We start from the raw sequence: 25,922 nt of genomic DNA, 5'->3' as shown, positions 1-25,922 counted from the left end.
TCCCGGCGCTTCGCAGCGAAGGACGGACGACATGACGGGAACGGCATTTCTGGGGGTCACGGCTTCGGCCACGGGGCGGCGCTGGATCGGACCGGATGCGGAGCGGATGCGCGCCGCCGAAGGGCTGGCGCAGATGACCGGGCGACCCGAGGCGGTCTGCCAGATCCTTGCCCGGCGCGGAGTCGCCGCCGCCGAGACCGAAAGCTTCCTCGCGCCGCGGCTGCGCGACCTGCTGCCCGATCCGCGCGTCCTGAAGGACATGGAAAAGGCCGCCGCGCGGCTGGTCGCCGCCGCAACGGCGAAGGAACGCGTCGCGGTCTTTGCCGATTACGATGTCGACGGCGGCACCTCGGCGGCGCTGATGATCCGCTGGCTGCGGCATTTCGGCATCGCCGCGACGCTCTACGTGCCGGACCGGATCGACGAGGGCTACGGGCCGAACCCCCAGGCGATGGCCGAGCTGTCGGCGGCCCATGACGCGATCTTCTGCGTCGATTGCGGCACGCTCAGCCACGAGGCGCTGGAGGCGGCCACCGTCGATGTCGTGGTGCTCGACCACCATCTCGGCGGCGAGACCCTGCCCCGCGCGCTGGCGGTGGTGAACCCCAACCGCCAGGACGAGACCGGCGACCTGGCGCATCTCTGCGCGGCCGGCGTCGTCTTCCTGGCGCTGGTCGAGGCCAACCGGCAGCTGCGCGAGGCCGGAGAGGCCGGGCCGAACCTGATGGCCTATCTCGACCTCGTGGCGCTCGGCACCGTGGCGGATGTCGCGCCGCTGATCGGCGTCAACCGCGCCTTCGTCATGCAGGGCCTCGCCGTGATGGCGCGGCGCGAGACGAAGACCGTGCGGCGGCATCTCGATCAGGGCCTGGTTGCGCCGGTCTGCGGGCTGCGCGCGCCGCGCGAGCGGGCCATCGAACCCTATGAGGCCTGCCTGTCCGATCGCGTGCAGGCCTTCCGCGGTCTCAGCGGCGTCCGGCTGGCCCGCGGGAGATCCGCGCCATGGGCTGCGAGGGCGGCTACACCGCCGTGACCGATTTCCTGCGCACCGTCCGGCCATCGGTGCCGAAGCCGTTCGGGCGGCGGTTCGAGACGCCACCGGGTCGGCAAGCACAGGTGGATTTCGGCGGGCTCACCGCGGAATCCACCGAAGGTGAGGAGGAAAAGCGATCCTTCCGGGGGAGGGACCGCCCGACGAACGGCGCCGTGCGGAAAGTCCGGCTGTTCAGCATGGTCCTCGGCCACAGCCCGCTCCCTGCGAATGCATGCATTCGCCTGCCGGGCAATGGGCGGTTCCGGGGAGGTTTCGTGGCCGGCCAGAACCTGCAATCCGTCCTGCGCTGCCATATCGACGCCATCGAGGGTGAGCCGATACGCGTCAATGGTCCGAGCGGCATTGGCGCACCGGCGGGGCGCCCGGGGAAATCCCCTGCGACCGGATGAAGACCGCGGTGACCGGCGAGGAGTGAGCCATGTGGTCGACATGGTTCGAGATCCATGGCGAAGCGGGGACCGTGCCCTGGAACGCGTCGCTGGCCGCGCTGCTGCACCGCTACGGCGCCGTTCCCCGGGCCTGCCGNCGTCGCTGGCCGCGCTGCTGCACCGCTACGGCGCCACTCCCCGGGCCTGCCTTCCCCATCGCGCGAAGAGTTGCCCATTGAGGCGCCATTGGTCCGAGCCCGATGGGCGACAGGAAAAACCGGGCGGCCGTTCCGCTCCATCCGGCAGGACGTTCTGCGCTGCAAGCGGTCCGCCGGACCGTTTGCCATGCGCTTGAATGCCTGGCCCGGAGTTTCCGCAATCTTGACGACCTGAACGCGCAGTTCGATGCTTGGCGGATCGAGGTCGCCAATCCGCGGGTCCAGGCCACCACCCGGCGGATCGCCGGCCAAGCCTTGGCCGAGGAGAAGCCCGCGATCCCCTATGACGCGGGTCTGGCCATCGAGCGGCGGGTCAGCCGCGAGGGGATGGTCCCGGTCGGCGGCAATCTCCACTCGGTGCCGGATGCGGCGCAGAAGCGCATGCTGGAGGTCCAGCGCCGCCTCGCGCCGGTCCCGACAATGTCCGGTAACCTTGGATTATCGAACCTTTTCGTTCACCGCCTACCGGGCATGCAAAAGCGCCCCGGAGGGCGCTTCCCCGGGCCGGAAACCGGACCAAGATCAATGCCGGTCGAGGCTGGTGGCATGCAGGTATCCGGAAGCCTGCGCAACGCTGCCGGACTCACTAGGCGCAAACTATTCCCCTGCGCAAAGAAACCTGCTGCCGCAAAAATCGACAAGTCCAGCCCGAAGGCTGAGTTGATGATCCGACAATAGCGGCCGGTTGCAGTCGTCGGTCCGGCATGCTTGGGGTCCCGCTGGTCGCGGGAAAGCGCAGAGATCACCTGTTCAAACGACCGCGCCCCTTCCACGACACGCCCCACATCGCCGCAAGGAACACAGCACGCCGCCTTGAATGGCACAGGGCGCCAACCGTCTCCAAGGCAAGCAGCCACTATACACTTCGGAAAATCCGCAACAGAGAACATTGACATGACGGGAGCAGCGCCGTTACACGGCAATTACTTCATGAAAACTCGAAATGATGATTTCAAGCTTCTGACCACGAGCCGGGACACATGACACATCTCTCCGACCCCGCCCCGCTCGGGCGCTTCGAACGCCTTTTGACGCTTTGGGTGACCTTGGCCATGGCAGGCGGCATCGCGCTGGGGGTTGTCGCACCCGGCTTGGTCGCGGCCATCGCCGGCGCCGAAATCGCGTCCATCAACCTGGTTGTTGCAGTGCTGATCTGGGCCATGGTCTACCCGATGATGGTGGGCGTCGATTTCGCCGCCGCCGCAGGCGTGGCACGGCAGCCCAAGGGGCTCTTGGTTACGCTGGCGGTGAACTGGCTCGTCAAGCCCTTCACCATGGCCGCCTTGGCGGTGCTGTTCTTCGAACATGCCTTTGCGCCCTGGATCGCTCCGGCGGATGCGGCGCAGTACGTTGCCGGACTGATCCTGCTGGGGGCAGCGCCCTGTACCGCCATGGTGTTCGTCTGGAGCCAGCTCACCCGCGGCGATGCAACCTACACGCTGGTCCAGGTATCGGTAAACGACCTGATCATGACCGTCGCTTTCGCACCCATCGTGGCCTTTCTCCTCGGCGTGACCGAAATTGCGGTGCCGTGGAGCACGCTGATCCTCGCCACCGGTCTTTACGTTGTGCTGCCGCTGATCGCTGGCTTGACCACGCGGCGGATGCTCGGCAGCAAGGAGGCAATCAATGCCTTTTCCGCCCGGGTGAAGCCGCTCTCCATGATCGGCCTGATCGCAACCGTCGCCATTCTCTTCGGGCTGCAAGGACAGGTGATCCTCGACCGCCCGCTAGTGATCGCGCTGATTGCCGTGCCGATCCTGATCCAGAGCTACGGCATCTTCGCCTTGGCCTACGCCACTGCCTGGGCCCTCAAGATCCCGCACCGGGTTGCCGCGCCCTGCGCGATGATCGGCACGTCGAATTTTTTCGAACTGGCCGTGGCCGTGGCGATTTCGCTGTTCGGTCTGGGGTCGGGCGCAGCGCTCGCCACCGTTGTCGGCGTCCTGGTCGAGGTACCGGTGATGCTGAGCCTCGTCGCCTTCGCCAACCGCACCCGCAGCAGCTTTCCGGAAACCACGCGTTGACCCGCATCCGCCGAAATCCCGATGGCGGGCACGTTGCACGACGCGTCGGCCATTTTCCCTCTGTTTGAACAGCTCCGGCCAGGCGCCCTGCCCTTTCGTCAAACCGCCCTTGTCCATCAGCGAGGAAGGAGGCACCGTGCCGGAACGGGGCCTGCCGATGACAATGCAGAGGCCTGCGATGCCGGTGTGACCTGCCACGGGATTGTTCTTCCACTGTTGATTGGAGTCCGGCTGAACTGCGGGCGAACAATGACACGAAAGACCGTCACGGACGGACAGATTGTGAACCGGCATCGAAAACTGGGCCTGCCTTCGGTCCCAAGGCCGTCTTCGTCAAGCGTTTTCGGCCAAGCGGCCAGGTCCGCCGGAGCGGGATTTCAGCAGGTCAGGTCGCTTTCCGTCCCTGGATCGTCGGCTCGCTGCAGGGGGTCCCGGGGTGCATGCGTCGCTCCGTGGCCAGCGCGGCGGCTGTCGGCGTGATGCTGGTTCGNGTGCAATTCCGGCGTGGCCATCTCACTTGCGTGCTCGCCTGCAGGGGCGGCAACAGTCAGGCCCGTGGCATCGCCGGACCCACGTTCCCATGGGACCCCGGAGGCCCGCGTCCCGCCGGATGGCGGGCGGCCGTGGCCCCGGCGGGGCCGCGGAAGCGCCTCGACCTCCAGCGCCGGCACGGCCGCCGCAGTGGCATCGCACATGTGCGTCGTCGGCCTCGCCGAGGAAACCGGCGGCTCGATCCAGAACCCGGCCTCGGCCCAGGGCCTCGTCGGCATCAAGCCGACCATCGGGCTGGTGCCGAATGCCGGGGTCGTGCCGCTGTCGGGCAACCGCGACGTGGTCGGCCCGATCGCGCGCAACGTGGAGGATGCCGCGCTCTGCCTCGACGTGCTGGCGGGCTTCACCACCGAGGATCCGAAGACCCTGGCCTCGGTCGGGCGCATCCCGGCGGGCGGCTATGCGGCCGGGCTCTCGGCCGACGGGCTGAAGGGCAAGCGGATCGGCCTCTACGGTCCCGGCTGGCGTCCCGACGCGCTGTCCGACGAGACCGCCGCGCTCTACGGGCGGGCGAAATCCGAGCTGGAGGCCGCAGGCGCCATCCTGGTCGAGGATCCGTTCGTCGGCACCGATTTCGCGTCGCTGCGCCAGGTGACTCCGGGCACGCCGTTCTTCGACGGGCGCGGTCTCGAGTCGATCGCCTGGGACATGACCTGCTACCTGCGCCGCCTCGGCCCGGATGCCGCGATCAAGACCTGGGACGGGTTCGTCGCGGCCACCAAGGCCGAAGACCCCTTCGCGCCGGGCGCGATCCTCGGCTACCTGCACGAGCTGCCGGATTTCACGGAAGCGATGAAATCGCCGGAAACCCCGCCGGCAATGCCGGAATTCACCGCGCTGAAGGCCCGCTATCTGGAGCTGCTCGCCGAGGTCTTCGAGCGCCACGCCCTCGACGCGCTGGCCTATCCGCAGATGCTCTGCGAGCTGCCGGGGCTGCATTCGGGCGATGCGATCCTCGAGACCACGGTTGGCGAGCTGAACATCGCGGGCATCCCCGGGGTCACCGTGCCCGCGGGCTACTACGCGTCCGGCGCGCCGTTCGAGCTGATCTTCCTCGGGCTGCAATGGAGCGAGGCCGGGCTGATCAAATGCGCCCATGCCTATGAGCAGGCCACGCATCACCGCCGCCCGGCGCTCTGAGCCTCCGCCCTGCGCCATCGGCGCAGGGCGTCCCCGGTGCGGACGCAGGTCGGCAGTTCCGGAATTCAAGGCTCCGCACCAGTTCGACCCAGCGCCCATGGGCGAACTGACCTTGCCCCCGGTTCCCGGACTGGGGCGATATTCACTATGCGGCCATCGCGGCAGCCATGTCGATCCATGCCTGGTCGGGCGAGCGGCAGCCGATGCTCGAGTGGCGGCGCTTCCGGTTGCAGAAGATGGCGATGCATTCGAACAGGGCCGCTTTGGCCTCGCGGCGGGACCGGAACCTGGTGCGGAGGACGAGCTCGGTCTTCACAGAAGCGAAGAAGCTCTCCATGGGGGCGTGTCTCACGCCCCGGCTTGCCCGGAGGGCATTCCGTTCAAGGTGTCATGCGAGCTTGTCCATCGGCTGCATCCGGTCAAGATGCCGGCGTTCGGCCTCGGCCGGCGGAATGTCCCCGAGCGATCCGGTGCGGCGCCCGCTGTCGTGCCAACCGGTGCATGGTCTCCCGCGCGGCGTCCTGCATGGGCTTCCAAAGCCCGGGCTGCTCGATGGCCTCAGTCCCGAAGAGGCCGGTGACGCTCCCGGCCAGCGCGTCCTCGCAGGAACCGCGTCCTGCGGACGGGTCGGCGTCCGCGCCGGCCGGGCGCCCGGTGTACTTGAGGGACAAAGACAGCGATCCGCGCTCCGAGTGCTGGGTCAAGCCATTGTTTCCAAGCGGCTTTCCCTGCCGGATCGCCTGCTCCGGCGCATCGGGCGCGACCCGGGCCGTCCTCGAGGCCGGGACGCGCCACCCGACGGTCCGCCGTGCGATCCCATCGATCCGCGCGCCATTGAGGCGCCATCGGCGGTCCCCGACCCGGGTGGCACCTGCGTGAAATCCGATGCCCGCAATTTGCCAGTCGATCGGCGGCGGCGGCGGCAATGGCGGAGACTCGTCGGCGGCCTATGCCTCGGTCGGCTTCGGCGCCAAGCGCATCCCCGGCACGCCCGCGCCGAACAACCTGAACTTCTCGCTCGCCGTGGGCGGCAATTGCAGCAATGTCAGCGGCAGCGAGAGCTGCGGCGGCGGCTCGGGCGGCAGTGCCGCCTTCTCGCTGGGCGATGACGGAGCAGCGGCCAGCCGGATCGCGACGCAGGGCGACCTCGCCAATGCGGTGGTCGTCCAGTCGATCGGTGGCGGCGGCGGCAATGGCGGGATCGGCTCGACCTCGTCGAGCACCTATTTCAGCGGCGCCAAGACCCAGATGGCCATGACGCTGGGCAGCGAGGGCGGCACCGGCGGCACCGGCCTCGGGGCGCAGGCCACGACCGGCGCCAACGGTCTGATCGAGACGGCAGGTGCCAATTCCCGCGGACTGGTCGTCCAGTCGGTCGGCGGCGGCGGCGGCATCGCCTCGGGCAGCGGCATGACGCTGATCGGCGGGCTCGACAAGAAGATCCGGACCCCTGTCACCGAAGACCGCGCCGTCGACAACTCGCTCAAGAGCGATCTCAGCCTCAAGGTCGGCGCGCTCGGCGGCACCGGCGGCAATGCCGGAACGGTGACGGTCGATCATGCCGGCACCATCGTCACCGCAGGCGCCGGATCGACCGGCATCCTGGCCCAGTCGATCGGCGGCGGCGGCGGCATTATATACTATACATAAAATATCAAAATACCCAAAATATATATTCTATACTATACAAAAAATATCAAAATACCCAAAACATATATTATATACTATACATAAAATATAAAAATACATCAAATATATATTTTATTCTATACATAAAATATCAAAATACACCAAATATATATTCTATAATATACATAAAATATCAAAATACCCAAACTATACATTATATACTATACATAAAATATAAAATTACATCAAATATATATTATATTAAATACATAAAATATAAAAATACAGCCGGGGCCACGGTCGCTCCGCACCCTTCGCCTTCGACCTTGATGCCGGTGCTGTCCGCTGCCCGAGAGGGGACGAGCAGGTGCAGCGGCCCTTTGGATCCGCGATACGGGATGGTGACGTCCAGCGCTCGACGGGCTTTCGGGGCGCCACTGGCGCCACGGTCCCGTCTCGCTCCGGCGGCGCGGCAGCGTGCTGAAGTCCGGCAGGGACCAGCCCAGCCCGGACAGGTCGAGCAGGCTCGCCACGACCCCCGTTCGCCAGCGGGCTCGGACCGATGGCGCCTCACTGGCTCACCCTGGCGGAGCGGCAGTCCGAGGAAGACCTTGAGGGTGAGGCAGGCCTGGATGGCATTCGCCGGGCAGGGCTCCGCCCGTCCGGCACTCAGGGGCTCCGCCCGGTCCTTCCCCAAACGGTCGTGTCGCGAATGTGTTGGAAAATGCCGATCGGCGTGCTGCGGGCATGTGAACCTGGCTCCGTTCAGGCGGCGGGGCCAAGGGACATCGGCTCGAGGGGCTGCGAGAGGGTCTCCCAGCCGCCGGACTTGCGCATCCGCTGCCCGGCAGCGGTTTGCCTGCGAACCGCGAGAGGGGGATCTGCCCGGAGGCCAGCAGCGCCCAGAGCAGCATCGGCACGGGCCCGGCGCAGGGCAGCGCGGTCCGGGGCTGGATCCGGCGGCGGAACGCCTCGTTCAGGGGCTCTGTCGCGTTGGTCGTCCCCGCAGGTTTCCATTGCGGCGGATCGAGCCGGGTGACGCTGAAGAGCCGGTCGCCCGGCACCCGAACCGTCCCGGTGCCGGAGGTTCCGGCGAGCTGCCGCGCGCGCTGCCCTGGTGCCGCATCGGGCTGCCGCCATGCCCGGTCGCCCTTCCGTTCGCCGGTGCCTGCGGTCGGCGGGCGCATCGCGGCGGCAGTCCCGGAACGGAAGCGCCCCGCCGGGTTTCCCGGGCGGGGCGCGCATCTCCGGAGGTTTCCGCACCTGCCGGGGTGCCGTCAGCCGAACATCGTGTCCGGGATGAAGGTGGCGATCGGCGGGAAGGCGATGATCAGCAGCAGCCCGAGGAGCATCGCGATCAGGAAGGGCGTCACGCCGCGGAACACCGTCGACAGCGCCACGTCGCGCCCCGCCACGCCGCGCACGACGAAGACGTTCATGCCCACCGGCGGGGTGATCATCCCCATCTCGATCACGATCACCGCCACCACGCCGAACCAGATCGGATCGAAGCCGAAGCCGGTGATCACCGGGAAGACGATCGGGATGGTGATGACCAGCATGCTGAGACCGTCCATGAACATGCCCAGCACCACATAGGCCAGCAGGATCACCACGAGCGTGCCGTAGGGTCCGAGGCCCAGCGTCTGCAGTTCCTCGCCCAGCGTCGCCGGGATATGGGTGATCGCCAGGAACGGGTTCAGCACATTGGCGCCGATCACCACCATGTAGAGCATGGCGGAGGTCTTCAGCGTGTCGAGCACGGCGGCCTTGAAGCCCGCCCAGCCCAGCCGCCGCTGGATCAGCGCCATCAGGATCACCAGGCCCGCGCCGATGCCCGAGGCCTCGACCGGCGTGAAAACGCCGAGATAGATGCCGCCGATCGACACGAGGATCACGCCGAAGAGCGGCCAGGCCTCGGAGGAGACGCGGATGCGCTCGGCCCAGGTGAAGACCGGCCCTTGCGGCCCGGCCGCCGGGTTCAGCGTGGCGACCAGCCAGATGACGCCCATGAAAAGCGCGGCCAGCAGGATCCCCGGCAGGATGCCCGCCATGAACAGCCGCCCGATCGATTCCTCGGTCAGGATCGCGTAGAGCACGAAGCCGGTCGAGGGCGGGATCAGGAAACCGAGCGTGCCGCCCGCCGCGACCGAGCCGGTGGCGAGGCTGTCGGCATAGCCGAGGCGCTTCATCTCCGGCAGGGCGACCTTGCCCAGCGTCACCGCGGTGGCGACCGAAGAGCCCGAGACCGCCGAGAAGGCGGCGCAGCCCAGCACCGAGGCCGAGGCCAGCCCGCCCCGCATCCGCCCGACCCAGGCATTGGCCGCGTCGAAGAGCCCGCGCGAATAGCCGGCCGCAGAGGCGATGTTGCCCAGCAGGACGAACATCGGCACGACGATCAGCGAATAGGAGGAGACCGCCGAATAGCTCTCGGTCAGGAGCATGGCGGAGGCGGAGCGATAGCCCGAAAGCGCCCAGTAGCCGAAGAACCCCACGAGCAGCATGGCGAAGGCCACCGGCGTGCGCAGGATCATCAGCAGGAACAGGGCGAGGATGCCGAAGAGGCCAGCAGTCACGTCGGTCATTGCTCAACCCCGTTCAGGATCACGTCGAGGCACTGGATCACGAAGATCACGACGACCAGCCCGGTGCCCGCGGCGAGGATCGCGTAGAAGGGCCATAGCGGCAGGCCCAGCATGTTGGTGGCGTCGCCGAACTCGGCGGCGTCCAGCGCCTTGAGCACCGCGCGGTGGCACAGCACCGCCAGCACCCAGCCCGACAGGCAGCGCGCCAGCACGTCGCCCGCCCGGCGGCCGAAATAGCCGAGGAAGCGGTCGAAGACATCGACGCCGACATGGCCGTTCAGCGAGGTGCAGTAGGGCAGGGCGGACATCACCAGCGCCACGGCGGCAAGCTGGATGATCTCGTTCGATCCCAGGATGGGCTGGCCGAAGGCGTAGCGCATGACGACGCCGGCGACGATCAGCAGGACCAGGGACATCAGGGCGATCCCGCCGATCACGGCCAGGACCGCCGTGGCCCTGCCGGTGACGACCGACAGGACATTGGCAGCCTTGCGCACCATCTCAGTGCTTCAGCGCGTCGACGATGGCCTGGGCGGAGCCGCCCGTCTCGGCCACGACCTGCGCGGTGACCTCGGCCGCGGCCGCGTTGAAGGCGGCGGCCTCTTCCGCGGTCAGCTCGATCAGCTCATGGCCCTCGAGCTCCGCGAAGGCGGTGACGCCGTCGGCCGCGACCTTCAGCTGGGTCTCGTTGGCGAGAATGGAAGCTTCCTTCCCGGCCTCGAGCAGCGCAGCCTGGTCCGACTCGGAGAGACCGTTGAAGGCCTGTCGGTTGGCGAGGATGAAGAAGGGCGAGTTGGTCGTGTCCATGCCCACCGTGAGATAGTTCGCCACCTCGCCCAGCCGGAAGGCGCGGGTCGCGGTGGTGTCGATCATCGCGCCGTCGATCACGCCGGTCTGCAGCGAGTTGTAGATCTCGGAAACCGGCATCGACACCGGCGTCGCGCCCCAGGCTTCGACCAAGAGGCCGGTGTTGCGCGACGGCACGCGGATCTTCATGCCCTTGATGTCGTCGGGCGAGCGGACCGCCTTGTCGCGGGTGTAGAGCACGTTCGGCGCCGAGGACCACAGCGATACGAGGATCGCGCGGCGGTATTCCGGCTGGAACAGCTCGATGTTGTTCCAGATGTCCCGGGTTCCGGTCTCGGCATTGATCACGCCGGGCAGTTCCGCGACGAGCGTCAGCGGAAAGGTCGAGGCGGTGTAGCCCGCCAGCGACACGCCCAGCTCGGCGACGCCGTCGAGCACGCGGGTATACTGTTCGGCCGGGCCCGGGCCCAGCTCGCCGCCATTGTAGATCGTGACGGTCAGATCGCCGCCGGACTTCTCCCCGACCATCTTGGCGAAGGGCTCGAAGGCGCCCGTCACATAGGGGTGGGTCGGCGCGAAGAAGCTGGCGAACTTGAAGTCTTCCGCGGCGGCGGCGCTGGCGGCCAGCCCGATAGCGGCGGCAAGGATTGCAGTGCGCATGATGTGGTCCTCCCGAAACCAGGCCCAGCGTCATGGCGGGCCGAATGCGGGGCCCTACATGCCTCGATATTGCCGCAGGGACTAATTGTTTCCTTGATGCAATGCATACCATGGCCGCTATGAGTTGGCCTGATCGCCTGCCGCTGCGCGCCGCCGGTCCGGGCGCGCCCCGCCGCTCTCCGGCGGCCTGGGGGGGCTTGCGGTCGGGGTCGTGGTTCGGCGGGATGTCTGAGATGTCGTCCCCCCCGCCCTTCCTGTCCATCGTGACAATTGTGTGGAACGGCCGCTCTTCTTTCAAGAAAACGGCCGCGAGCGTGATCCGCGAGCAGGTTCCGGATGCTGAATGGGTTGTTGTCGACGGTGCCTCCACTGATGGCACCGTTGAAGAAATTCAAAATGTTGAACGCAATGTTAGTAGATGGATAAGCGAAAAAGATCGCGGCATTGCGGATGCCTTTAACAAGGGCGCTCGACTCGCGTCTGGAGAATATGTTCTCTTCCTAAACGCTGGAGATTGCCTTGCCCTTGGCGCGGCCGAAATCCTGAATAGGATTGCGACGCAGCATCGGGGTGCCCCAGCAATTTTGGGCAGAATAGAAATGTCGGGTCGTCGCCATGGAAAAGCGGTTCCGTTTTGGCGGCAATACATGCGTAATCATTTACCTCATCAAGCGATGCTGATACGTCGTGATCTGTTTGACGCTGTCGGTTTCTACGATGAGAGACGCCGTCTCGGTATGGATTTTGAATGGTCCCTCCGGCTTCGTCCAGTTTGGTCTGAAATAAAATTTGTCCCGGACCTTATTTCCATCATGGAACCTGGTGGAGTGAGCGTATCAAATGCAGAAAAAACCTTCGAAGCGTATCATGAAGCACGGATTGAGCACTTTGGAAAGCCTTGGCTATCTAAATTTGTGCTCATCTACTATCGCGCAAAGAGGAAACTTCTGAAGCCAGTACGCCCTTTAATCACAGCGATCCGACAGAAGCGTGTTCAAAGTCAACCTCCCCTGAAATGATCTAAGATGACTGTCTTGATCGCCCTTTGCCTCGCGCCTTTCATGCAGATTGGTCTGTCGTACTACTTGGCGATACAGACCTTTACGATGGCGTTGTGCTTTGCGTCCCCCGAAAAAATGCGAGAACTACTTAATACGCGGACATTGCTTTGCGTATTCTTGGCCTATGGGATGGTTGCCTCGACAGCCCTGTATCCCGGGGCGGGTACAGGGGACATATTGAAAGCTGGCAGGGAAGCGATATGTTTATTGCTTGTCGTTTCCGCCTTGGGTTCAAGTATGTCTTTGGATCTTGAGAATGGAAAGAGTTATTTTCGCATAATCGCAGTCATTGCGATCGGATTGCTGTTCCTTGTTGCTGCACAGGGGGTGTTCTTGAGTCGAGGGATTTACTTCGGTCTGCCGCAAGATTTGTTCGTGATCAATTCTGGAACATTGCCGGATGAACTGGACTTGATTTATTCGCGTCTTCGTCCGTCAGGTACTTTCGGAGAACCATCTTATCTTGCTGCATTTTGCGTTACGCTCGCCGCGGCAATTTCTCCACTTTGGTCTACATCAAGGAAAGCTCAAGTCCTGTTTTTGGTGCTTGTTGCCGTAACTTATATGTCGCTCTCTATGCTAGGCGTCCTTGCTATTTCGGTCTTGCTTTGCCTAAGGCTTGTCCAATCTGACAAGCACTGGGTGATCGTTTTTTTGGTGCTCTTGGCTTCGGGAGTTTCGGTCCTAGCAATTTTTTCGATCAATAGTGAAATTCTTGATCGCATCGGAGCGATTGCCCGCGGTGAAGATGTCTCTGCCAGTTCCAGAATTTTCATTCCTCTAATGTCTCTTCCGGATATTCTTTCAGTAAACCCTTTTGGTATACCGTTGCGGATATTTTCGGATATGGGGTTTCTTCCTGGCGTGAATGTTCCGAACAAATCGTTCACTCACAATTCGATATTTAATGTGGTAATTAACTACGGTTTTGTGGGTGTGTGTATGCTGGGATTCATGTTCTGGTCGGCTAAGGGGTTTTTGTTGAAGTTTGTTCTGTTTGTTTTGCTGATGCAAAATGGAAGCTTTTTGGCCTTTGATAAGGTAACTTTGATCGCCTTGTTGGTTCTGATTTACAATACGACTCTACATCAGAGAGCTGTGAAAATGGAGCTACGTTGACGTGATCTGGGGCGGACGTAAGAAGAAGATGCCTAACAATGCCTTACGGGGGTTTGTGAAGTGAGTTCTAACAGAATTATTTCCAATTCCGTATGGATGATGTCGAGCAGCCTTATCAACAACGGAGTCAATTTCGTTGTTTTTATATTTATTGCAAGATACTTGGGTGCGACAGACTTTGGTTCGTTCAGCTATGTTTTTGCCATTGCTTCCCTATTTGCGATGGTCGGACAAATGGGCTTGGATGGACTTTTGAGTAGGGAGCTGATTGAAGAAAAAGAAAATCAGCCTGTCATTCTCGGAACTGCCTGCATGCTCCGATTTTTTGGATATGCCATCGGGGCCCTTTTGACTTTGGGCTATGGATTTGCAATGCCTAGCCATAGCGACCTGGAGCAAACACTATTTTGTATTGCTGCACTCTTTGTATTTTCAAATGTTTTCAACGCCATTCCGGAGAACTGGCTAAAGACCATGCATGAGGCTAGGTCTGCTTCTAAGGCTAGGATCATCGGCTCTATAATTGGTGGAATATTAAAGATTTTTGTCCTTCTTTCCGGTGGGGGAGTAATCCTTGTCTCGATCATTCATCTCTTGGGATTGCTTTTAGTTTCCTCAGGAATGTTCTTTTTTTACGGAAGCAAAGGGGGGCCGAAAATTCGCGTGTGGACAATAAGTTGGTTGCGCGCGCGTGTTCTTCTGTCTGAAAGCTGGCGCGTATTCCTTAGTGCGCTGCTTTGGATCGTGTATTTGCGTATTGATATGATGATATTGAGACAACTATCAAGTCCTGAGGTTGTCGGTAAATACGCAATTTCCGCACGTTTGGCGGAAATGACATATGTTTTTCCTTCGGCACTTGTCGTGGCGACATTTCCCTCAATCATGGCTGCAAAAGGCCGTAGCGAGGGAGAGTACAAAAATAAGCTTCAAGCCCTTCTGTATATTTTGTCTTTTTCTGGATTGGCGATCATGATTGCGATGTGGGGATTTGCAGAAATTCTTCTTGTTCCGATTTTTGGGAACGAATACCAAGAGTCAGTCGGCGTCGTATTCGTCTATATGATGTCAACGCCTTTCATGTTCCTGCACTATGCACTTAGTCGCTGGATACTGATCGAACGACAAACCATGTTCGGCCTGTGTGCGGATTTTTGCGGTGTTATCTTGAATGTTGTCTTGAACTTTGCCTTGATTCCTCTTCTGGGAATTATCGGGGCTGCAATTGCTACGGTGATCTCATATGCATTTGTGGCATTTGTATCTCTGCTGCTCACGCGGAAAACTCGTGAAATGTTTGTGATGATTTTTGCCGCATTGATTTTCCCTTGGAGAGGGGGCGGGATTTTGTTTGACAACGCAAAGTCTTTTCTTTTCAAAAAGGTTCGAGCGCAATAATGATAAAGTCCTTCGGCAAGCTATCCAAGAAAATCGACAATCTTTGGAATAAGGTTGTTTTCTCATACAAGAAAGTTCGGTGTGATGACCCGAACTTGATACGTGGGAGATTGCAAGTCAGGGGGCGAGGATCAGTCGTAATTGAAAGCGGGGTACGTATAAATTCGGGCCAGGCTTACAACCCGATCGGCGGCGATGTGCGTACTTGCTTCACGCTAAGAGGCGGAAAAATTTTCGTTGGCAAAAATTCTGGCTTGTCGAATTGTACGCTTGTTTCCGACTCAGAGATTTACATCGGCGAGAATGTAAATATTGGCGGTGGAGTAAAGATTTACGATACGGATTTTCATAACATTGACCCGGTTCAGCGGAGAAATGAAGTAGCGGGTATTTTTCACGGCATCACAAGAAAGATTTCTATTGAAGATGGTGCATTTATTGGTGCGCATAGCATTATTTTGAAAGGGGTGAGTGTCGGAAGAAATAGCGTCGTTGGTGCGGGTAGTGTTGTTACAAAGTCGGTTCCTCCCAACGAAATTTGGGCGGGAAATCCTGCGCGTTTTATACGTAAAATTTGAGTTTTCGTCATGAAAAATTTTCTGGTGTTGTTTGTGTTACGTATTCCAATTGGGTGTGCAACGCGTTAGTGCGCGTCTCTTGTCCTGTGCTAAACTAAGTAAAGAGTGGAGTTTTCGGTCGTGGAAAGAAATTATGCTTTAGATTACGCACGGGCAATCATGCTGATCATAGGAATACCTTACCACATTTTCTGTATGTACCAACTCGGCGGTGGGTGGCTTCTGGATTCTGGGCAGCCGTCATTTATGGCTAGCGTGTTTTCAAATATGTCCCATTCTTTCAGGATGTATGGGTTTTTTATGCTTTCTGGTTTTTTTGCGGGAATGATTCTGGCGCGTAGAAATCAGTGGACGTGGCTAAAAGATCGGACTTTTCGTGTTTTGATTCCGGCGGTTTGCACGACGCTGACTATCGGTTTTTTTTGTCAGTACGTCATTTTCTTGAGTAACTTTGGAAGTCGGAGTGAAGCTTTGGAGAAGACGCTGGACATCTTCCCGAGGGATGCTGATTTCCATGTTTGGTTTCTGAACACGTTGTTTCTTTTCTGTGTGTTCGTTTCTGTATTTTTTAAGCCGGTATCTCGGGTTCTGGAATGGACAATGGATTTCGTCTCCGAGTTATATGTAGGCGATCCATGGTGATGTCATTTGCTTGTGCAACTATCTTCTTAATCATTTGGGGATTTGTTCCATCTGTCGTGACCCGTGTTATAGGAAAGAATTTTATCGGAGATCAGCTATATGTTTTCTCATACTATCTGCCTTTCTTTTTGATTGGATTTGTATCGTATCGGGTCAATGGAGTTTTTGATGCGGTATTCAGGCCGGATACGATCATGATGGTGCTAGGCGGTGCTGTCATGGTGGCTTTTGTAGCGCTTCATATTTACGAAGTAGAATATTGTGTGACTCAGGAAGCCTGCGGATCTTATTTTAAGGTAGTAGATCGAATTTTGGCAATGCTATCCGGCTTCTTCGTGTCCATTACATTTTATGGCATTGTTTACAGGTGCTCTAGTGGATACAATGCGTTCGTTTCTTATTTTGTATCAGGATCATTGGTCATGTATCTTTTCCACTTGCCGTTTCTTCTGGTGGCGGGGTACGCGTTCACATTCCTTGAATGGCCAGCTTGGATGGAAATTCTGGCACTGAACCTCATTGTGTTTTTTGCTGTAGTATTGACCTTTGAGATTGTGCGGCGGAGCCGAGTTCTTAGGTTCCTGTTCAATGGAGGACGAGTGTCTCCGAAAGTATCGTCTGGTTTGTTCAATATCCGTTTCAGGGAGAGGTTCGGATAGAGTTTCTATGCTCTATAGGCCGCGGCCTCGAAGTTGCCTCAGAAGGTAGTCCGCCGCAGTGTGGACGCCTGCTTGGCTGAAGTGAACCTTGTCCCGTCTCAGAGACTGTGGAATGGTATCTCCTTCCATGTCGATAACGTCTTGGAGCGTTGGCGGGAGAACTTGTTCGGAAAATCGTCCGTAGAATTTTGCATCTTTGATCCCGTCGCGAACCATATAGCTGCGGAGATCGACAAAATTTGGGCCGAAGACGTCTGCCAACATGTGGTTGACTTCGGAGATTCTGGCGTACTCTTCTGTTTCTTTGGTTTCTCCCGCTCCATTGCAGATCGATATTACGAGAAATGGGCTTCCTTCGTTTGTCGCATAATCGGCCATCATTAAAATATTGTCTCTTGTGGCATGCATGCGCTCAAACGAGTGACGTCCGTCATTCCGGCCGGCCCATATCATGTTGACATAGGACTTGTACAAGAGGGCTTCGTCGAAGATAAATGGGGTTCGGTCCGGAACTTCAACCGCTGGGCCGGGTGTCGCTAGGCGCAGGGTCCATTTCTTCGTTTGGGCCGCGGACTCCGGCTTTGCATGCCGGGTCAATATCATCGGAACTCCCGCGACGGTTCCCCGGGCAGTTTGTGGTCTTTGATTGTTATATGCATCTTGCATGCCGAAATCGGTGACATCGACTTCGGAGCCGTCAGACGGTACTGGGCCGGTCAGGGTCATGGGAAATGGTCGTCCTCCCTGGCGTATGGCGATGCTCAGGGAGTTCGTACCGCCAACGGCGGTTGAAGCAATGATACGGTTATTGCTTTTTTCCTGCTTGNGGCGGTTGAAGCAATGATACGGTTATTGCTTTTTTTTTTTTTTTTGGGAAAAAGCTGGGCAGCCATGCTGTCGCCATGGAGAACGACCGGTGCTCGCGCTTGTCCGGGGAAACCGTCGGGAGATTGGCCTGCATGGAGCGCCTTGGCGCTTAAAATGGATGCTACGCTGGCGATCCCGCGGACGAAGAAGCGGCGCGACAGAGCGGGGCCAATCTTGGGAGGCAGAGGTTGCGTCATGGCGGTGGCCTATGTTTGGGGGGGCGGAAAGGTGCCGACCATGGGTCGGGGTGTTCTTTGGGATGCGGCTTTGTACCGAGATTCCTAGCGTTTTTCCTGCAGCCTGCTAGCTTCGTGATTAGGCAATTTTTCCTGAATTCTGCAAGGTGGCAGTGATGTGAAGCGACGAAGAGTGGTTGTGTCCAAGCTAGGAAACGAAGTGCTCGCCATTGGCAACCGCTACCCAGGCCCCACTGGATGCGGCGCGGTGGCTGGAACATGACAGCGACTCGGCGCAAGGTTTTGGCCGGACTGGCCACGCTGCCTTCTTCGCTTCCGACGGGGATGACGGCAGCTGTCGGTCTGCAGGTAGGCAGCGAAGAAGGGTGGGTTTTCAGCGATCTGGCTTCACTGTTGGCTGACCGCTCCCTGGGATATGATCTCGGCTTGGAACCCGGTAGCAGGTTGTACGCCTTGGCCGAAGGCGCGGGCTACCGGCTTCTAGCGGTTGATGCCGCTGGGGTGGATGTCGTTACGGCCGGAGGCTTGCGTCTGGCTGTGGAACCGCAGGATGGCGTGGTGTCGATTGATGCTTTCGGACCCGCGTCGGATGGCTTAACCGATGATGGCGCCATTTTCGAGGCCGCCTTAACGGCCGGTCGACCAATAAAGCTAGGCCCAGGTCCCTACTTGGTATCCCGGAAGATTTCGGCGACTTCCCTACGGATGTTTTCGGATCAAGGAGCTGTGGTCCGTTTCTCGGAAGGAGCGGGCTTCGTCTGCGGACCGGGAGCTGTGGATGTTCGCGGTGTCACCTTCGAAGGCGAGATGACGGGTGACGAGTATGCAGTCGGCATTTCGGGAGCGGAGATTGCCGAGGCGTTCCGCTCGGCGAGTTTCGACGATGGCCGTGATGAGGCCCCTAGGGATTTTTCAGTCGAACTGACCGGCACGCGGCTGCTGCTCGGAGCGGGGGATTTGCGGGGGCGGGCCACACGGGGCATCGTGTCGGGGCCGCTTCCTGTCGATCCCGGCGGCCGCTATGTCTTCCATCAGGACGCCGTCGGCTCGGTCCGCCGTTACGGAGGCCTCTCCCGGCTGGAATTCCTACTATATGACGCGGCGGGAGGTTTCCTGCGCCGCTACGTGCCACAAGACACCTCCGGCTGGCACAGTTTTGTTTCCGGAGCGGCGCAAGTGCGGGTGCGGTTCGAGATCCGTAACTGGGAGAAGATGGCCCGCGGTCCAGACACGGAAATCGACCTGTCGGCCCTGTCTCTGCTGCGGCTCTCAGGACGGGGAGCCGAGATCGACCTGGATACTTCGCCCGGAAATTTCAGCCCGCTTGTCGTGCGCTCTGCAAGCGATCCTTTGATCGAGTCCTGCTGCTTCCGTGGTATTGATGCGTCCGCTACCCTGTTTTCCGGTTGTGAACGCCCGACATGGCGGAACAATCGGGTGGAGCGCTGCCTCTCCGGCCTCAACATCACCGACAGCCATCAGGCAGTGGCGACGCAAAACGTGATCGACCTGCGCCAGAAGATGGGGGGCGCAAGGGTCAATCTCAAGGCGTGGCGGATGCGCGCCATTTCTGGGACGCGTTCCAATGCGGCCCGGATTCAGGACAACATCCTGCTTGGTGCGTCATGGGGCATGGAAGTGTTCCAAGAAGATGCGTTGTTTGGCTGGACCATTGAAGGGAATCATGTGGAGGCGGAGTATTGCGGGATTTCCATGCATGGGGGAGAGGGCAACATTGTCTCCCGTAACACGATCCTGCTGCAGGGGGGCACCGCCACTCGTGGAATCGAGATCGCTTGGATCAACCGGCAGTATCGCCTGACAGCAAACGACATCCGGGCACTACATCCGATCAATGGCGATCTGTTCGGAATCGTCTGCACTGGTGAGCTCGTGGAAGGCTCCATCTCCGGTGGCAGCATTGATGCGCCGTGCGGCATTTTTGTGCCGGAAAGCTCCATCGTTGAGAGCGGGGAAACCGAAGGTCCCGTGATTTCCGGCGTGACGATCTACTACCGCAGCTGTGGCATTGCCGCCCAGAACGGTCGGGTGCGTATCTTGGGAAATTCTCTGCTGCCGCGCGCTGGGAGCATGGCTTTCTACTGCCATGGCGCAGCCTTATGGCTGCAGGGCTGCAGGGCGGCGTCGCTGGTTAGTGGAAACTTCATCGAGTGCGATGTGGCTCCGGCTCTGGTCTGGTCGGCCCCTGTCTTCCAGTTTGCCGACAACCGCATCGTGCTCAAGCGGCGGCAGCCCGCTCTCGTGTACAACGATGCACCGCTTGGGGACTGCGAGCAGTCCTATGATGCGAACCGCATCGACGGACCGGCGCCAGATGAATGGCTGTCGCTACATTCGGGGACCCAGGGGAGTTTTCCGGGAGGCGGCAATCTGCATGCTGCGGGACATATACTGTTGGGGCGAATGCTGAGGACCGGTAGCCGCCTAAATTTCGTCGTGACGTTGGATGTGGGCTCTCTGGACGGGATGATATTGCCCGGGGTGGGCGAGGGCCTATTCTCGGTCACGGCACGGATCGAAACGGGGGAGAGCACGGCCTACCTTGAATGGCGTGCCTGCATTCGTCCCGGTGGCGGTTCCTGTCGAAGGCTGGAGCTGTTTCCAGCTGACCCGGACACCCCGGCGCTCGGGCTTTCCGTCGGCCAGGATCGCCGGTTGCGTCTCGAGCCGCAGGGGCAGTTTTTGGTAGGAACCGTTGTCCGGATGGAGGTCGTCCGCCTGTCCTGACTGTTCCGCCTGATGCATTGTGCGTCCTAAGGAAGCAAGCCTGTTCGGGAAGACATATAGTAGTTGAAGGGGGGAGGAATTTCGCTGAACTCTCCCAAAGTCGGCAGTTTGCTAGCAGGTTCAAAAGGTAGCTCAGTATGAAGCGTGCATTGATCACCGGTATCACGGGCCAGGATCTGCCAGGAGCGGCCATGCCTATCCGCAGGTCGGTTTGGGGACCTGACAGGAGCGTCCCGGGACGACAGGGCATGGCCATCGGGACTGGAAGCCCATCCATGCCTGTCATCACCTTCTCCCCGGCTTGCTCCGGCCGGCCTCCGGGCCGGAGTTGCCCCTGCCAGATGGCCGCCCGCCTCAAGGCCCGGGCGGGAGGGCCGGATCGCACCAGCGGCAACAGCGCAGAACGCGGCGCTCGGGCCGCTGGCGGGCGAGCGGCTGCGCTTTGCCGCCGGTGCGGCAGAGACGCGGGGCGAGGGGATCGCGCTTGTGCTGATCTCGCCCGGGTTCCAGAGACGGCCGCCGCACGCTCCTGCGCGGCTTCACCGGCTGCTGCCTGGCGGCGAGCCCGCTGGTGACGCCGGTCACGCTGGCCTCGGCGCCCTCGGAGAACCGGCTGGTGGTGATCGTGCTTCGCGGCGCGATGGACGGGCTCGACGTGCTGCGGCCGGTCGGCGATCCGGAGTATGCCGCGCTGCGCCCGGGCCTTGCCGGGGGGGCTGCGCCGCTGCCGCTCGACGGGTTTTTCGCGCTGCATCCCGGGCTGGCCGATCTGATGCCGCTCTGGCAGGCCGGGCAGCTCGGCTTCGCCCATGCGGTCTCGACGCCCTACCGCGACAAGCGCAGCCATTTCGAGGGGCAGGACATCCTCGAGGCCGGGCTGCCAGCGATCGAAGGGGCCGGGAGCCGGGACTCGGGCTGGCTGAACCGGCTGGCAGCGACGATCCCCGGCGCGACGGCGCGCACCGCCTTCGCCGTGGGGCGCGAGTCTGACCTGATCCTGCGCGGCGCGGCGCCGGCCAGCAGCTGGTATCCGCAGCCCGCCGCTGCTCTCAGCCCGCAGGCCAGGCGGCTGGCCGAGATGGTGTTCCACGACGATCCGCTGTTCCGCGACCAGGCGGCGCGGATGTTCGAGCTGGCCGAGGAAGAGGCCGAGGCCGCCGACCGCTCGCAGCCGCAGCATGTCCAGGTGGCGGACTACCTGGCGCGGCAGCTCCTGGGCGAGACCCGGCTGGCGGCCTTCTCGATCACCGGATGGGACACCCATGGCAGCCAGGCGTTGGCGTTGAAGCGCCCGCTGATGCAGCTCTGCGAGACGATCCTGCACCTGCAGGCGAGCCTCGGCCCGGTCTGGGACCGCACGGCGGTGGTGGCGATGACCGAATTCGGCCGCACGGCGCGGGAGAACGGCACCAAGGGCACCGATCACGGCACCGGCGGCGCGATGCTGATGGCCGGGGGCGCGGTGCGGGGCGGCCGGGTCTATGGCGACTGGCCGGGGCCCGCAGAGCCGCAACGCGCTGACCCGCCAGGCCCCGGCCTACGACCTGCCGCGCCCGCTGCTCGAAGCGGTCTACGACATGAAGGGCGGCGACGCCGCCGTCGTGTCGGGTCCCGAGGGCGCCTGGCTGCTCCGCGTCGACCGCGTGACCCCGCCGGACATGAACAGCAACCAGGTCCGCGGCGTGCTGGCCCAGGTGAACCGCGAAACCGCGCTGGCCATCGCCGATGACGTGCTGGCCGAGCTGAGCCGCGAAGTGACGCAGGAGGCCGGGCTGGAACTGAACCAGACCGCGCTGAACGCGATCCACGGCTCGCTGAGATAAGGCCCGAAGATGCAGATCACTCCCGATTTCGAAACCTTCCGCGCAGGCTACGAGGCCGGACGCTCGCAGCTGGTCTATGCCCGCCTGGCGGCCGATCTCGACACGCCGGTCTCGCTGATGCTGAAGCTCGCCCAGGCCGGGCGCGACAGCTTCATGCTGGAATCCGTCACCGGCGGCGAGGTGCGCGGCCGCTATTCGATGGTCGGGCTGAAACCGGATCTGGTCTGGGAATGCCGCGGCCAGCAGGCCCGCATCAATCGCGAGGCGCGCTTCGACGACACCGCCTGGGTGGAGGACGACCGCCCGGCGCTGGACAGCCTCCGCGCGCTGATCGCCGAAACCCGGGTCGACATGCCCGAGGACCTGCCCGCGGCCTCGGCCGGCCTCTTCGGCTATCTCGGCTACGACATGATCCGCCTGGTCGAGCGCCTGCCGGAGCAGAACCCCGATCCGCTAGGCCTGCCCGATGCGCGGCTGATGCGCCCCTCGGTGGTCGCCGTGCTCGACGGCGTCAAGGGCGAGGTGATCCTCGTCGCCCCCGCCTGGGCGGGCTCCGGCCTGTCGGCGCGCGCTGCCTATGCCCAGGCTGCCGAGCGCGTCTCGGACGCGCTGCGCGATCTCGACCGCCAGGCGGTGACCGAAACCCGCGGCCTCGGCGATGCCGCCCCGCAGGCGGAGCCGGTGTCGAACTTCACCAAGGACGCCTATATGGCAGCCGTCCGCAAGGCGAAGGACTACATCACCGCGGGCGACATCTTCCAGGTCGTGCCCTCGCAGCGCTGGACGCAGGATTTCGAGCTGCCGCCCTTCGCGCTCTACCGCTCGCTGCGGCGCACCAACCCCTCGCCCTTCATGTTCTTCTTCAATTTCGGCGGCTTCCAGGTCGTCGGCGCCTCCCCCGAGATCCTCGTGCGGGTCTTCGGGCGGCAGGTGACGATCCGGCCGATCGCAGGCACCCGCCCGCGCGGCGAGACCCCCGAGGAAGACAAGGCGCTGGAGCAGGACCTGCTGTCGGACCAGAAGGAGCTGGCCGAGCACCTGATGCTTCTCGATCTCGGCCGCAACGATACCGGCCGGGTTTCGAAGATCGGCACGGTGCGGCCCACCGAGGAATTCACCATCGAACGCTATTCCCACGTCATGCACATCGTGTCGAACGTGGTGGGCGAACTGGCCGATGACCAGGACGCGCTCTCGGCGCTCCTGGCCGGCATGCCCGCGGGCACGGTCTCGGGCGCGCCGAAGATCCGCGCCATGGAGATCATCGACGAGCTCGAGCCGGAGAAGCGCGGCGTGTATGCGGGGGGCGTCGGCTATTTCGCCGCCAATGGCGACATGGACATGTGCATCGCGCTCCGGACGGCGGTGGTGAAGGACCGCAAGCTCTATATCCAGGCCGGCGGCGGCGTCGTCTATGACAGCGACCCCGAGGCCGAATGGCAGGAGACGGTCAACAAGTCGGCTGCAATCCGCAAGGCCGCCGCCGAAGCCGGCCGGTTCTCCAGCGGCAATTCCTGATCCTGGCGCGCGGCCCGCTCGGGCCGCACGTTCGGTTCCGGCCTTGGCGGATTGCCCCCAGCCGCCCCCTCCGCTGCATCCCTGCACCAACCGGATGGCCTGCCTTTGCGCTGATCCGCGGCTATCTTCGCGGGCATGCGGGGAGAGAGCAGGATCTGATGGACATCAAGGGTTTGGGGGATCGATCCGGGCACGCCCGGCTGAGCTTGCCCCGGCTCCCGGACCGGGCCGACATTCAGGATGCGGCCATCTTGGCGGCCATGTCGCTCCTTGCCTGCGCAGGGGGCCGGTCGCCGTTGCCGGAGCGGCGGCACCGGTTGCAGGAGATGGCGATTCCTTCGAACGGTGCAGCCTTCGCCTTTTGGCGCGTCCGGACCCTGACGCGGTAGACCAGTTCGTTATTCAGGATCTCGAGACGCTCTTCATGGGGCATTCCGCGCCTTCGTACGGTGCCCCGGACCGTGCGATCCGCTGGCGCGGATCAGCTTGAACTCGAGACAATCGCCCGTCCTGCCCATCGCGTCTTCGGCCTTCAAGGCATCGAGAATCCGTCGGCAATCGCCGCCGGCGTANTTCGGCTTCGGCTTCGGCTTCGGCTTCGGCTTCGGAGTAGCCATCGCTTGCGCCATCGGTCCGGGCAACCATTGGCGACGCTGATATCGGCCAGTCAGATCCGGTCCGGCTTCGCAGCCTCGAAATTCCGCGTCGGCAGGGTCCGCGCGATTCCCAGACTTTGCCGACCATCTATCGTGCAGGGAACGCCGCGGCCACGTCGCGGCGGATGGAATCCGCTCGACGTCGCCATCGCTGCTGGGACCGGTGGCGCAAATGATGGCAACTCCTCGGACCGGTAGCGGACAAAGGCCGCTGTTTCATGAGCTTGGCCACCGTCTTCCTGGCCACCCGGATGCCCCGGTCCCGCAGCTCTGCTCCGCCATTGGCGCCCGGAGAAGCCCATCGCGGCGCCATCGGTTCGAGCCCGATGGGCGATGGCGCATCAATGGCGACTGCGCGGGGCGCCGCAGCGCCGGTGGCTGGGTTCGAAAACCTCCCGGATCATCCGCAGGAGGCGCTCGCTGGCTGCCCGGCGCGCCGCCTGTTTCGCGGCGGCGGCGCGCCGCTGGGAGACGCCGGGGCCGGAGCGGTCGTTCTGGGCTGCGCGGGCATGGCGCCGGTGCGGGCACGTCTGGAACAGGATGCCGGGCTTGCGGTCATCGACCCGGTTCAGGCGGCCGCGGCCATGGCGCTCGGCCTCGCAGGCCCGCCGCAATGAACGGCGGCGACGGCCTGCCCGAGATCTCCCTGCGGCTGCTGGAGATCTTCGCGGCGATGATGCGCTGTGCCACCACGGTGGAGGCCGCCGAGCAGCTGCGCATTTCCCAGCCTGCCGTTTCCGCGGGGCTGCGCCAGCTGGAAACCCAGCTCGGCCTGACGCTTTTCGAACGGACGGGCCGGCGGCTGGTGCCCACCGCCGAGGCAAGGGCGCTCCATGCCGAAATCCGCCCCGTCTTCGGCATCATGCGCAGCGTCGCGCAGCGGGCCCGCGACATGAAGCTCGGCATGGCCGGCCGATTGAAGATCATCGCCACTCCGCCGCTCGGCTACTCGATCGCGCCGGTCGCGCTGCGGAATTTCCTCGATGCCCGCCCGGATGTCTCGGTCGCCTTCGACGTGCGTCGGCTGGAGCAGGTGCGCGACGCGGTCCAGACAGGCCAGGCGGATATCGGGCTGGCCATCGACCGCGGCCGCCACGCCGCGCTGAACAGCGACATCCTCCAGCGCAGCCGCATGGTCGCGCTGGTGCCGAAGGACAGCCCCCTGGCCGGTCAGCCGCATGTCAGCGCGCGCGATTTGGAACCATATCCGATGATCGGTCTCGAGGCCGCCTCCAATCTGGGCCAGCTGGTTCGCGGAGCCTACGCGGCGGCGGGCGCGGCCTATGCGCCACGGATCGAGGTGCGCTACTGCGCCACTGCCACCGCTCTGGCGGCGCGCCACCTCGGCGTCACCGTCGTGGATCCCTACTCCGCTTCGATCCACAGCGGCGAGGGGCTGGCCTGCTGTCCGTTCCTGCCCGCCTGCGACATCAATGCGGTAATGTACACCCGCCGCGGCGTGCCACATTCAGGGCTGCTCCTGAGCTTCATGGCCGAGCTGCGGGCCGCCGTCGAGGCAACGGATCCGCTTGCGGCGGGGACTTCAACCCGGGATTGACGGGCTCTGCCTGATTGGAAGGTGTTCGGCACGGCCGGATCCGTCGATGATGTCGAAC

At 62.2% G+C, this 25,922-nt stretch carries 23 protein-coding genes and 3 pseudogenes; 18 read left to right on the top strand and 8 right to left on the bottom strand.

All coding sequences use genetic code 11. The features are described from left to right. Window positions 1-31: 31 nt before the first annotated feature. The 5 genes and pseudogenes from C7T91_RS27230 to C7T91_RS27210 form a co-directional block, all read left to right on the top strand. Window positions 32-835: pseudogene (locus C7T91_RS27230) on the top strand (DHH family phosphoesterase); the annotation flags it as partial. Between the two features lie 167 nt (window positions 836-1,002). Next, on the top strand, window positions 1,003-1,443 hold the full coding sequence (locus C7T91_RS27225) for a hypothetical protein (RefSeq protein ID WP_108262992.1): 441 nt from the start codon (window positions 1,003-1,005) through the stop codon (window positions 1,441-1,443). Window positions 1,444-1,682: 239 nt separating this feature from the next. Continuing rightward, window positions 1,683-2,318: a Mu transposase domain-containing protein gene (locus C7T91_RS27220; RefSeq protein ID WP_108262990.1), complete on the top strand. Its 636-nt coding sequence runs from the start codon at window positions 1,683-1,685 to the stop codon at window positions 2,316-2,318. Between the two features lie 302 nt (window positions 2,319-2,620). Then, complete coding sequence (gene arsB, locus C7T91_RS27215) at window positions 2,621-3,667, top strand: ACR3 family arsenite efflux transporter (protein ID WP_108262988.1); 1,047 nt, start codon at window positions 2,621-2,623, stop codon at window positions 3,665-3,667. A 504-nt stretch (window positions 3,668-4,171) separates the two neighbouring features. Beyond that, window positions 4,172-5,359, top strand: coding sequence for an amidase family protein (locus C7T91_RS27210; protein ID WP_108262986.1), 1,188 nt, complete (start codon window positions 4,172-4,174; stop codon window positions 5,357-5,359). Window positions 5,360-5,504: 145 nt separating this feature from the next. On the opposite strand, the gene C7T91_RS27205 is transcribed toward C7T91_RS27210, so the two are convergent. Further along, window positions 5,505-5,696 carry an IS3 family transposase gene (locus C7T91_RS27205; RefSeq protein WP_108262984.1) on the bottom strand — a complete coding sequence of 64 codons (192 nt, stop codon included), beginning with the start codon at window positions 5,694-5,696 and terminating at the stop codon, window positions 5,505-5,507. A gap of 548 nt (window positions 5,697-6,244) precedes the next feature. Here C7T91_RS27205 and C7T91_RS27195 point away from each other — a divergent pair. Further along, the gene (locus tag C7T91_RS27195; protein ID WP_108262980.1) at window positions 6,245-7,009 is read left to right on the top strand and encodes a hypothetical protein; all 765 of its coding nucleotides are present in this window, start codon (window positions 6,245-6,247) and stop codon (window positions 7,007-7,009) included. Between the two features lie 289 nt (window positions 7,010-7,298). On the opposite strand, the pseudogene C7T91_RS27190 reads toward C7T91_RS27195, so the two are convergent. The 5 genes and pseudogenes from C7T91_RS27190 to C7T91_RS27170 all read right to left on the bottom strand — a co-directional run. Next, window positions 7,299-7,652 (bottom strand): annotated as a pseudogene (locus C7T91_RS27190) (transposase); the annotation flags it as partial. 101 nt (window positions 7,653-7,753) lie between these two features. Then, a pseudogene (locus C7T91_RS27185) lies at window positions 7,754-8,046 on the bottom strand (hypothetical protein); the annotation flags it as partial. Between the two features lie 219 nt (window positions 8,047-8,265). Further along, window positions 8,266-9,573 carry a TRAP transporter large permease gene (locus C7T91_RS27180; RefSeq protein WP_108262978.1) on the bottom strand — a complete coding sequence of 436 codons (1,308 nt, stop codon included), beginning with the start codon at window positions 9,571-9,573 and terminating at the stop codon, window positions 8,266-8,268. Beyond that, entirely contained in the window at window positions 9,570-10,073 is a 504-nt protein-coding gene (locus C7T91_RS27175; protein WP_108262975.1) for a TRAP transporter small permease, read from the bottom strand. Before C7T91_RS27175 ends, C7T91_RS27180 begins: the two co-directional genes overlap by 4 nt. 1 nt (window position 10,074) lies before the next feature. After that, entirely contained in the window at window positions 10,075-11,040 is a 966-nt protein-coding gene (locus C7T91_RS27170; protein WP_108262973.1) for a TRAP transporter substrate-binding protein, read from the bottom strand. Window positions 11,041-11,072: 32 nt separating this feature from the next. Here C7T91_RS27170 and C7T91_RS27165 point away from each other — a divergent pair, with 32 nt between their 5' ends. The 6 genes from C7T91_RS27165 to C7T91_RS31920 all read left to right on the top strand — a co-directional run bounded on the left by C7T91_RS27165 (window position 11,073) and on the right by C7T91_RS31920 (window position 16,497). Continuing rightward, on the top strand, window positions 11,073-12,059 hold the full coding sequence (locus C7T91_RS27165) for a glycosyltransferase family 2 protein (protein ID WP_108262971.1): 987 nt from the start codon (window positions 11,073-11,075) through the stop codon (window positions 12,057-12,059). A gap of 6 nt (window positions 12,060-12,065) precedes the next feature. Next, the gene (locus tag C7T91_RS27160) at window positions 12,066-13,220 is read left to right on the top strand and encodes an O-antigen ligase family protein (RefSeq protein ID WP_108262968.1); all 1,155 of its coding nucleotides are present in this window, start codon (window positions 12,066-12,068) and stop codon (window positions 13,218-13,220) included. A 60-nt stretch (window positions 13,221-13,280) separates the two neighbouring features. Then, on the top strand, window positions 13,281-14,618 hold the full coding sequence (locus C7T91_RS27155) for a flippase (RefSeq protein ID WP_145963042.1): 1,338 nt from the start codon (window positions 13,281-13,283) through the stop codon (window positions 14,616-14,618). Next, complete coding sequence (locus C7T91_RS27150) at window positions 14,618-15,196, top strand: acyltransferase (RefSeq protein ID WP_108262964.1); 579 nt, start codon at window positions 14,618-14,620, stop codon at window positions 15,194-15,196. Before C7T91_RS27155 ends, C7T91_RS27150 begins: the two co-directional genes overlap by 1 nt. Before the next feature lie 120 nt (window positions 15,197-15,316). Continuing rightward, window positions 15,317-15,838: an acyltransferase family protein gene (locus C7T91_RS27145; protein ID WP_145963041.1), complete on the top strand. Its 522-nt coding sequence runs from the start codon at window positions 15,317-15,319 to the stop codon at window positions 15,836-15,838. After that, window positions 15,832-16,497: an acyltransferase family protein gene (locus C7T91_RS31920; protein ID WP_145963040.1), complete on the top strand. Its 666-nt coding sequence runs from the start codon at window positions 15,832-15,834 to the stop codon at window positions 16,495-16,497. The genes C7T91_RS27145 and C7T91_RS31920 overlap by 7 nt, the downstream gene beginning before the upstream one ends. Window positions 16,498-16,509: 12 nt before the next feature. Here C7T91_RS31920 and C7T91_RS31915 read toward each other — a convergent pair whose 3' ends face one another. Next, window positions 16,510-17,223 carry a hypothetical protein gene (locus C7T91_RS31915; protein WP_145963039.1) on the bottom strand — a complete coding sequence of 238 codons (714 nt, stop codon included), beginning with the start codon at window positions 17,221-17,223 and terminating at the stop codon, window positions 16,510-16,512. A 575-nt stretch (window positions 17,224-17,798) separates the two neighbouring features. Between C7T91_RS31915 and C7T91_RS27140 the strand changes: the two genes are divergently transcribed. The 4 genes from C7T91_RS27140 to trpE all read left to right on the top strand — a co-directional run bounded on the left by C7T91_RS27140 (window position 17,799) and on the right by trpE (window position 23,650). Further along, window positions 17,799-20,309, top strand: coding sequence for a right-handed parallel beta-helix repeat-containing protein (locus tag C7T91_RS27140; RefSeq protein ID WP_145963037.1), 2,511 nt, complete (start codon window positions 17,799-17,801; stop codon window positions 20,307-20,309). Window positions 20,310-20,880: 571 nt separating this feature from the next. Further along, entirely contained in the window at window positions 20,881-22,038 is a 1,158-nt protein-coding gene (locus C7T91_RS27135) for a DUF1501 domain-containing protein (protein ID WP_236638530.1), read from the top strand. Next, window positions 21,992-22,132, top strand: coding sequence for a hypothetical protein (locus C7T91_RS32955; RefSeq protein WP_161556130.1), 141 nt, complete (start codon window positions 21,992-21,994; stop codon window positions 22,130-22,132). The genes C7T91_RS27135 and C7T91_RS32955 overlap by 47 nt, the downstream gene beginning before the upstream one ends. 9 nt (window positions 22,133-22,141) lie before the next feature. Then, the gene (trpE, locus tag C7T91_RS27130) at window positions 22,142-23,650 is read left to right on the top strand and encodes an anthranilate synthase component I (RefSeq protein WP_108262956.1); all 1,509 of its coding nucleotides are present in this window, start codon (window positions 22,142-22,144) and stop codon (window positions 23,648-23,650) included. A 235-nt stretch (window positions 23,651-23,885) separates the two neighbouring features. Here trpE and C7T91_RS31905 read toward each other — a convergent pair whose 3' ends face one another. Beyond that, window positions 23,886-24,083, bottom strand: coding sequence for a hypothetical protein (locus C7T91_RS31905; RefSeq protein ID WP_145963036.1), 198 nt, complete (start codon window positions 24,081-24,083; stop codon window positions 23,886-23,888). A 549-nt stretch (window positions 24,084-24,632) separates the two neighbouring features. On the opposite strand from C7T91_RS31905, the gene C7T91_RS37155 reads away from it, so the two are divergent. Continuing rightward, complete coding sequence (locus tag C7T91_RS37155; protein ID WP_108262952.1) at window positions 24,633-24,923, top strand: aspartate/glutamate racemase family protein; 291 nt, start codon at window positions 24,633-24,635, stop codon at window positions 24,921-24,923. Next, window positions 24,920-25,864 carry a LysR family transcriptional regulator gene (locus C7T91_RS27115; RefSeq protein ID WP_108262950.1) on the top strand — a complete coding sequence of 315 codons (945 nt, stop codon included), beginning with the start codon at window positions 24,920-24,922 and terminating at the stop codon, window positions 25,862-25,864. The genes C7T91_RS37155 and C7T91_RS27115 overlap by 4 nt, the downstream gene beginning before the upstream one ends. The last annotated feature ends 58 nt before the right edge of the window (window positions 25,865-25,922 follow it).

The organism is Mangrovicoccus ximenensis, from assembly GCF_003056725.1.
Taxonomy (GTDB): domain Bacteria; phylum Pseudomonadota; class Alphaproteobacteria; order Rhodobacterales; family Rhodobacteraceae; genus Mangrovicoccus; species Mangrovicoccus ximenensis.
Note: the sequence above shows the minus strand (reverse complement) of the source record. Positions and strands in the feature narration are given on the sequence as shown.

Coding starts and splice junctions, on each gene's coding strand:
- trpE (WP_108262956.1), top strand. CDS start 22,142: ATGCAGATCACTCCCGATTTCGAAACCTTCCGCGCAGGCTACGAGGCC.
- C7T91_RS31915 (WP_145963039.1), bottom strand. CDS start 17,223: ATGACCCTGACCGGCCCAGTACCGTCTGACGGCTCCGAAGTCGATGTC.
- C7T91_RS27140 (WP_145963037.1), top strand. CDS start 17,799: ATGCGGCGCGGTGGCTGGAACATGACAGCGACTCGGCGCAAGGTTTTG.
- C7T91_RS27160 (WP_108262968.1), top strand. CDS start 12,066: ATGACTGTCTTGATCGCCCTTTGCCTCGCGCCTTTCATGCAGATTGGT.
- arsB (WP_108262988.1), top strand. CDS start 2,621: ATGACACATCTCTCCGACCCCGCCCCGCTCGGGCGCTTCGAACGCCTT.
- C7T91_RS27225 (WP_108262992.1), top strand. CDS start 1,003: ATGGGCTGCGAGGGCGGCTACACCGCCGTGACCGATTTCCTGCGCACC.
- C7T91_RS31920 (WP_145963040.1), top strand. CDS start 15,832: ATGGTGATGTCATTTGCTTGTGCAACTATCTTCTTAATCATTTGGGGA.
- C7T91_RS31905 (WP_145963036.1), bottom strand. CDS start 24,083: ATGCCCCATGAAGAGCGTCTCGAGATCCTGAATAACGAACTGGTCTAC.
- C7T91_RS27115 (WP_108262950.1), top strand. CDS start 24,920: ATGAACGGCGGCGACGGCCTGCCCGAGATCTCCCTGCGGCTGCTGGAG.
- C7T91_RS27220 (WP_108262990.1), top strand. CDS start 1,683: ATGGGCGACAGGAAAAACCGGGCGGCCGTTCCGCTCCATCCGGCAGGA.
- C7T91_RS37155 (WP_108262952.1), top strand. CDS start 24,633: ATGGGCGATGGCGCATCAATGGCGACTGCGCGGGGCGCCGCAGCGCCG.
- C7T91_RS27175 (WP_108262975.1), bottom strand. CDS start 10,073: ATGGTGCGCAAGGCTGCCAATGTCCTGTCGGTCGTCACCGGCAGGGCC.
- C7T91_RS27150 (WP_108262964.1), top strand. CDS start 14,618: ATGATAAAGTCCTTCGGCAAGCTATCCAAGAAAATCGACAATCTTTGG.
- C7T91_RS27170 (WP_108262973.1), bottom strand. CDS start 11,040: ATGCGCACTGCAATCCTTGCCGCCGCTATCGGGCTGGCCGCCAGCGCC.
- C7T91_RS27180 (WP_108262978.1), bottom strand. CDS start 9,573: ATGACCGACGTGACTGCTGGCCTCTTCGGCATCCTCGCCCTGTTCCTG.
- C7T91_RS27205 (WP_108262984.1), bottom strand. CDS start 5,696: ATGGAGAGCTTCTTCGCTTCTGTGAAGACCGAGCTCGTCCTCCGCACC.
- C7T91_RS27165 (WP_108262971.1), top strand. CDS start 11,073: ATGGCGGGCCGAATGCGGGGCCCTACATGCCTCGATATTGCCGCAGGG.
- C7T91_RS27195 (WP_108262980.1), top strand. CDS start 6,245: ATGCCCGCAATTTGCCAGTCGATCGGCGGCGGCGGCGGCAATGGCGGA.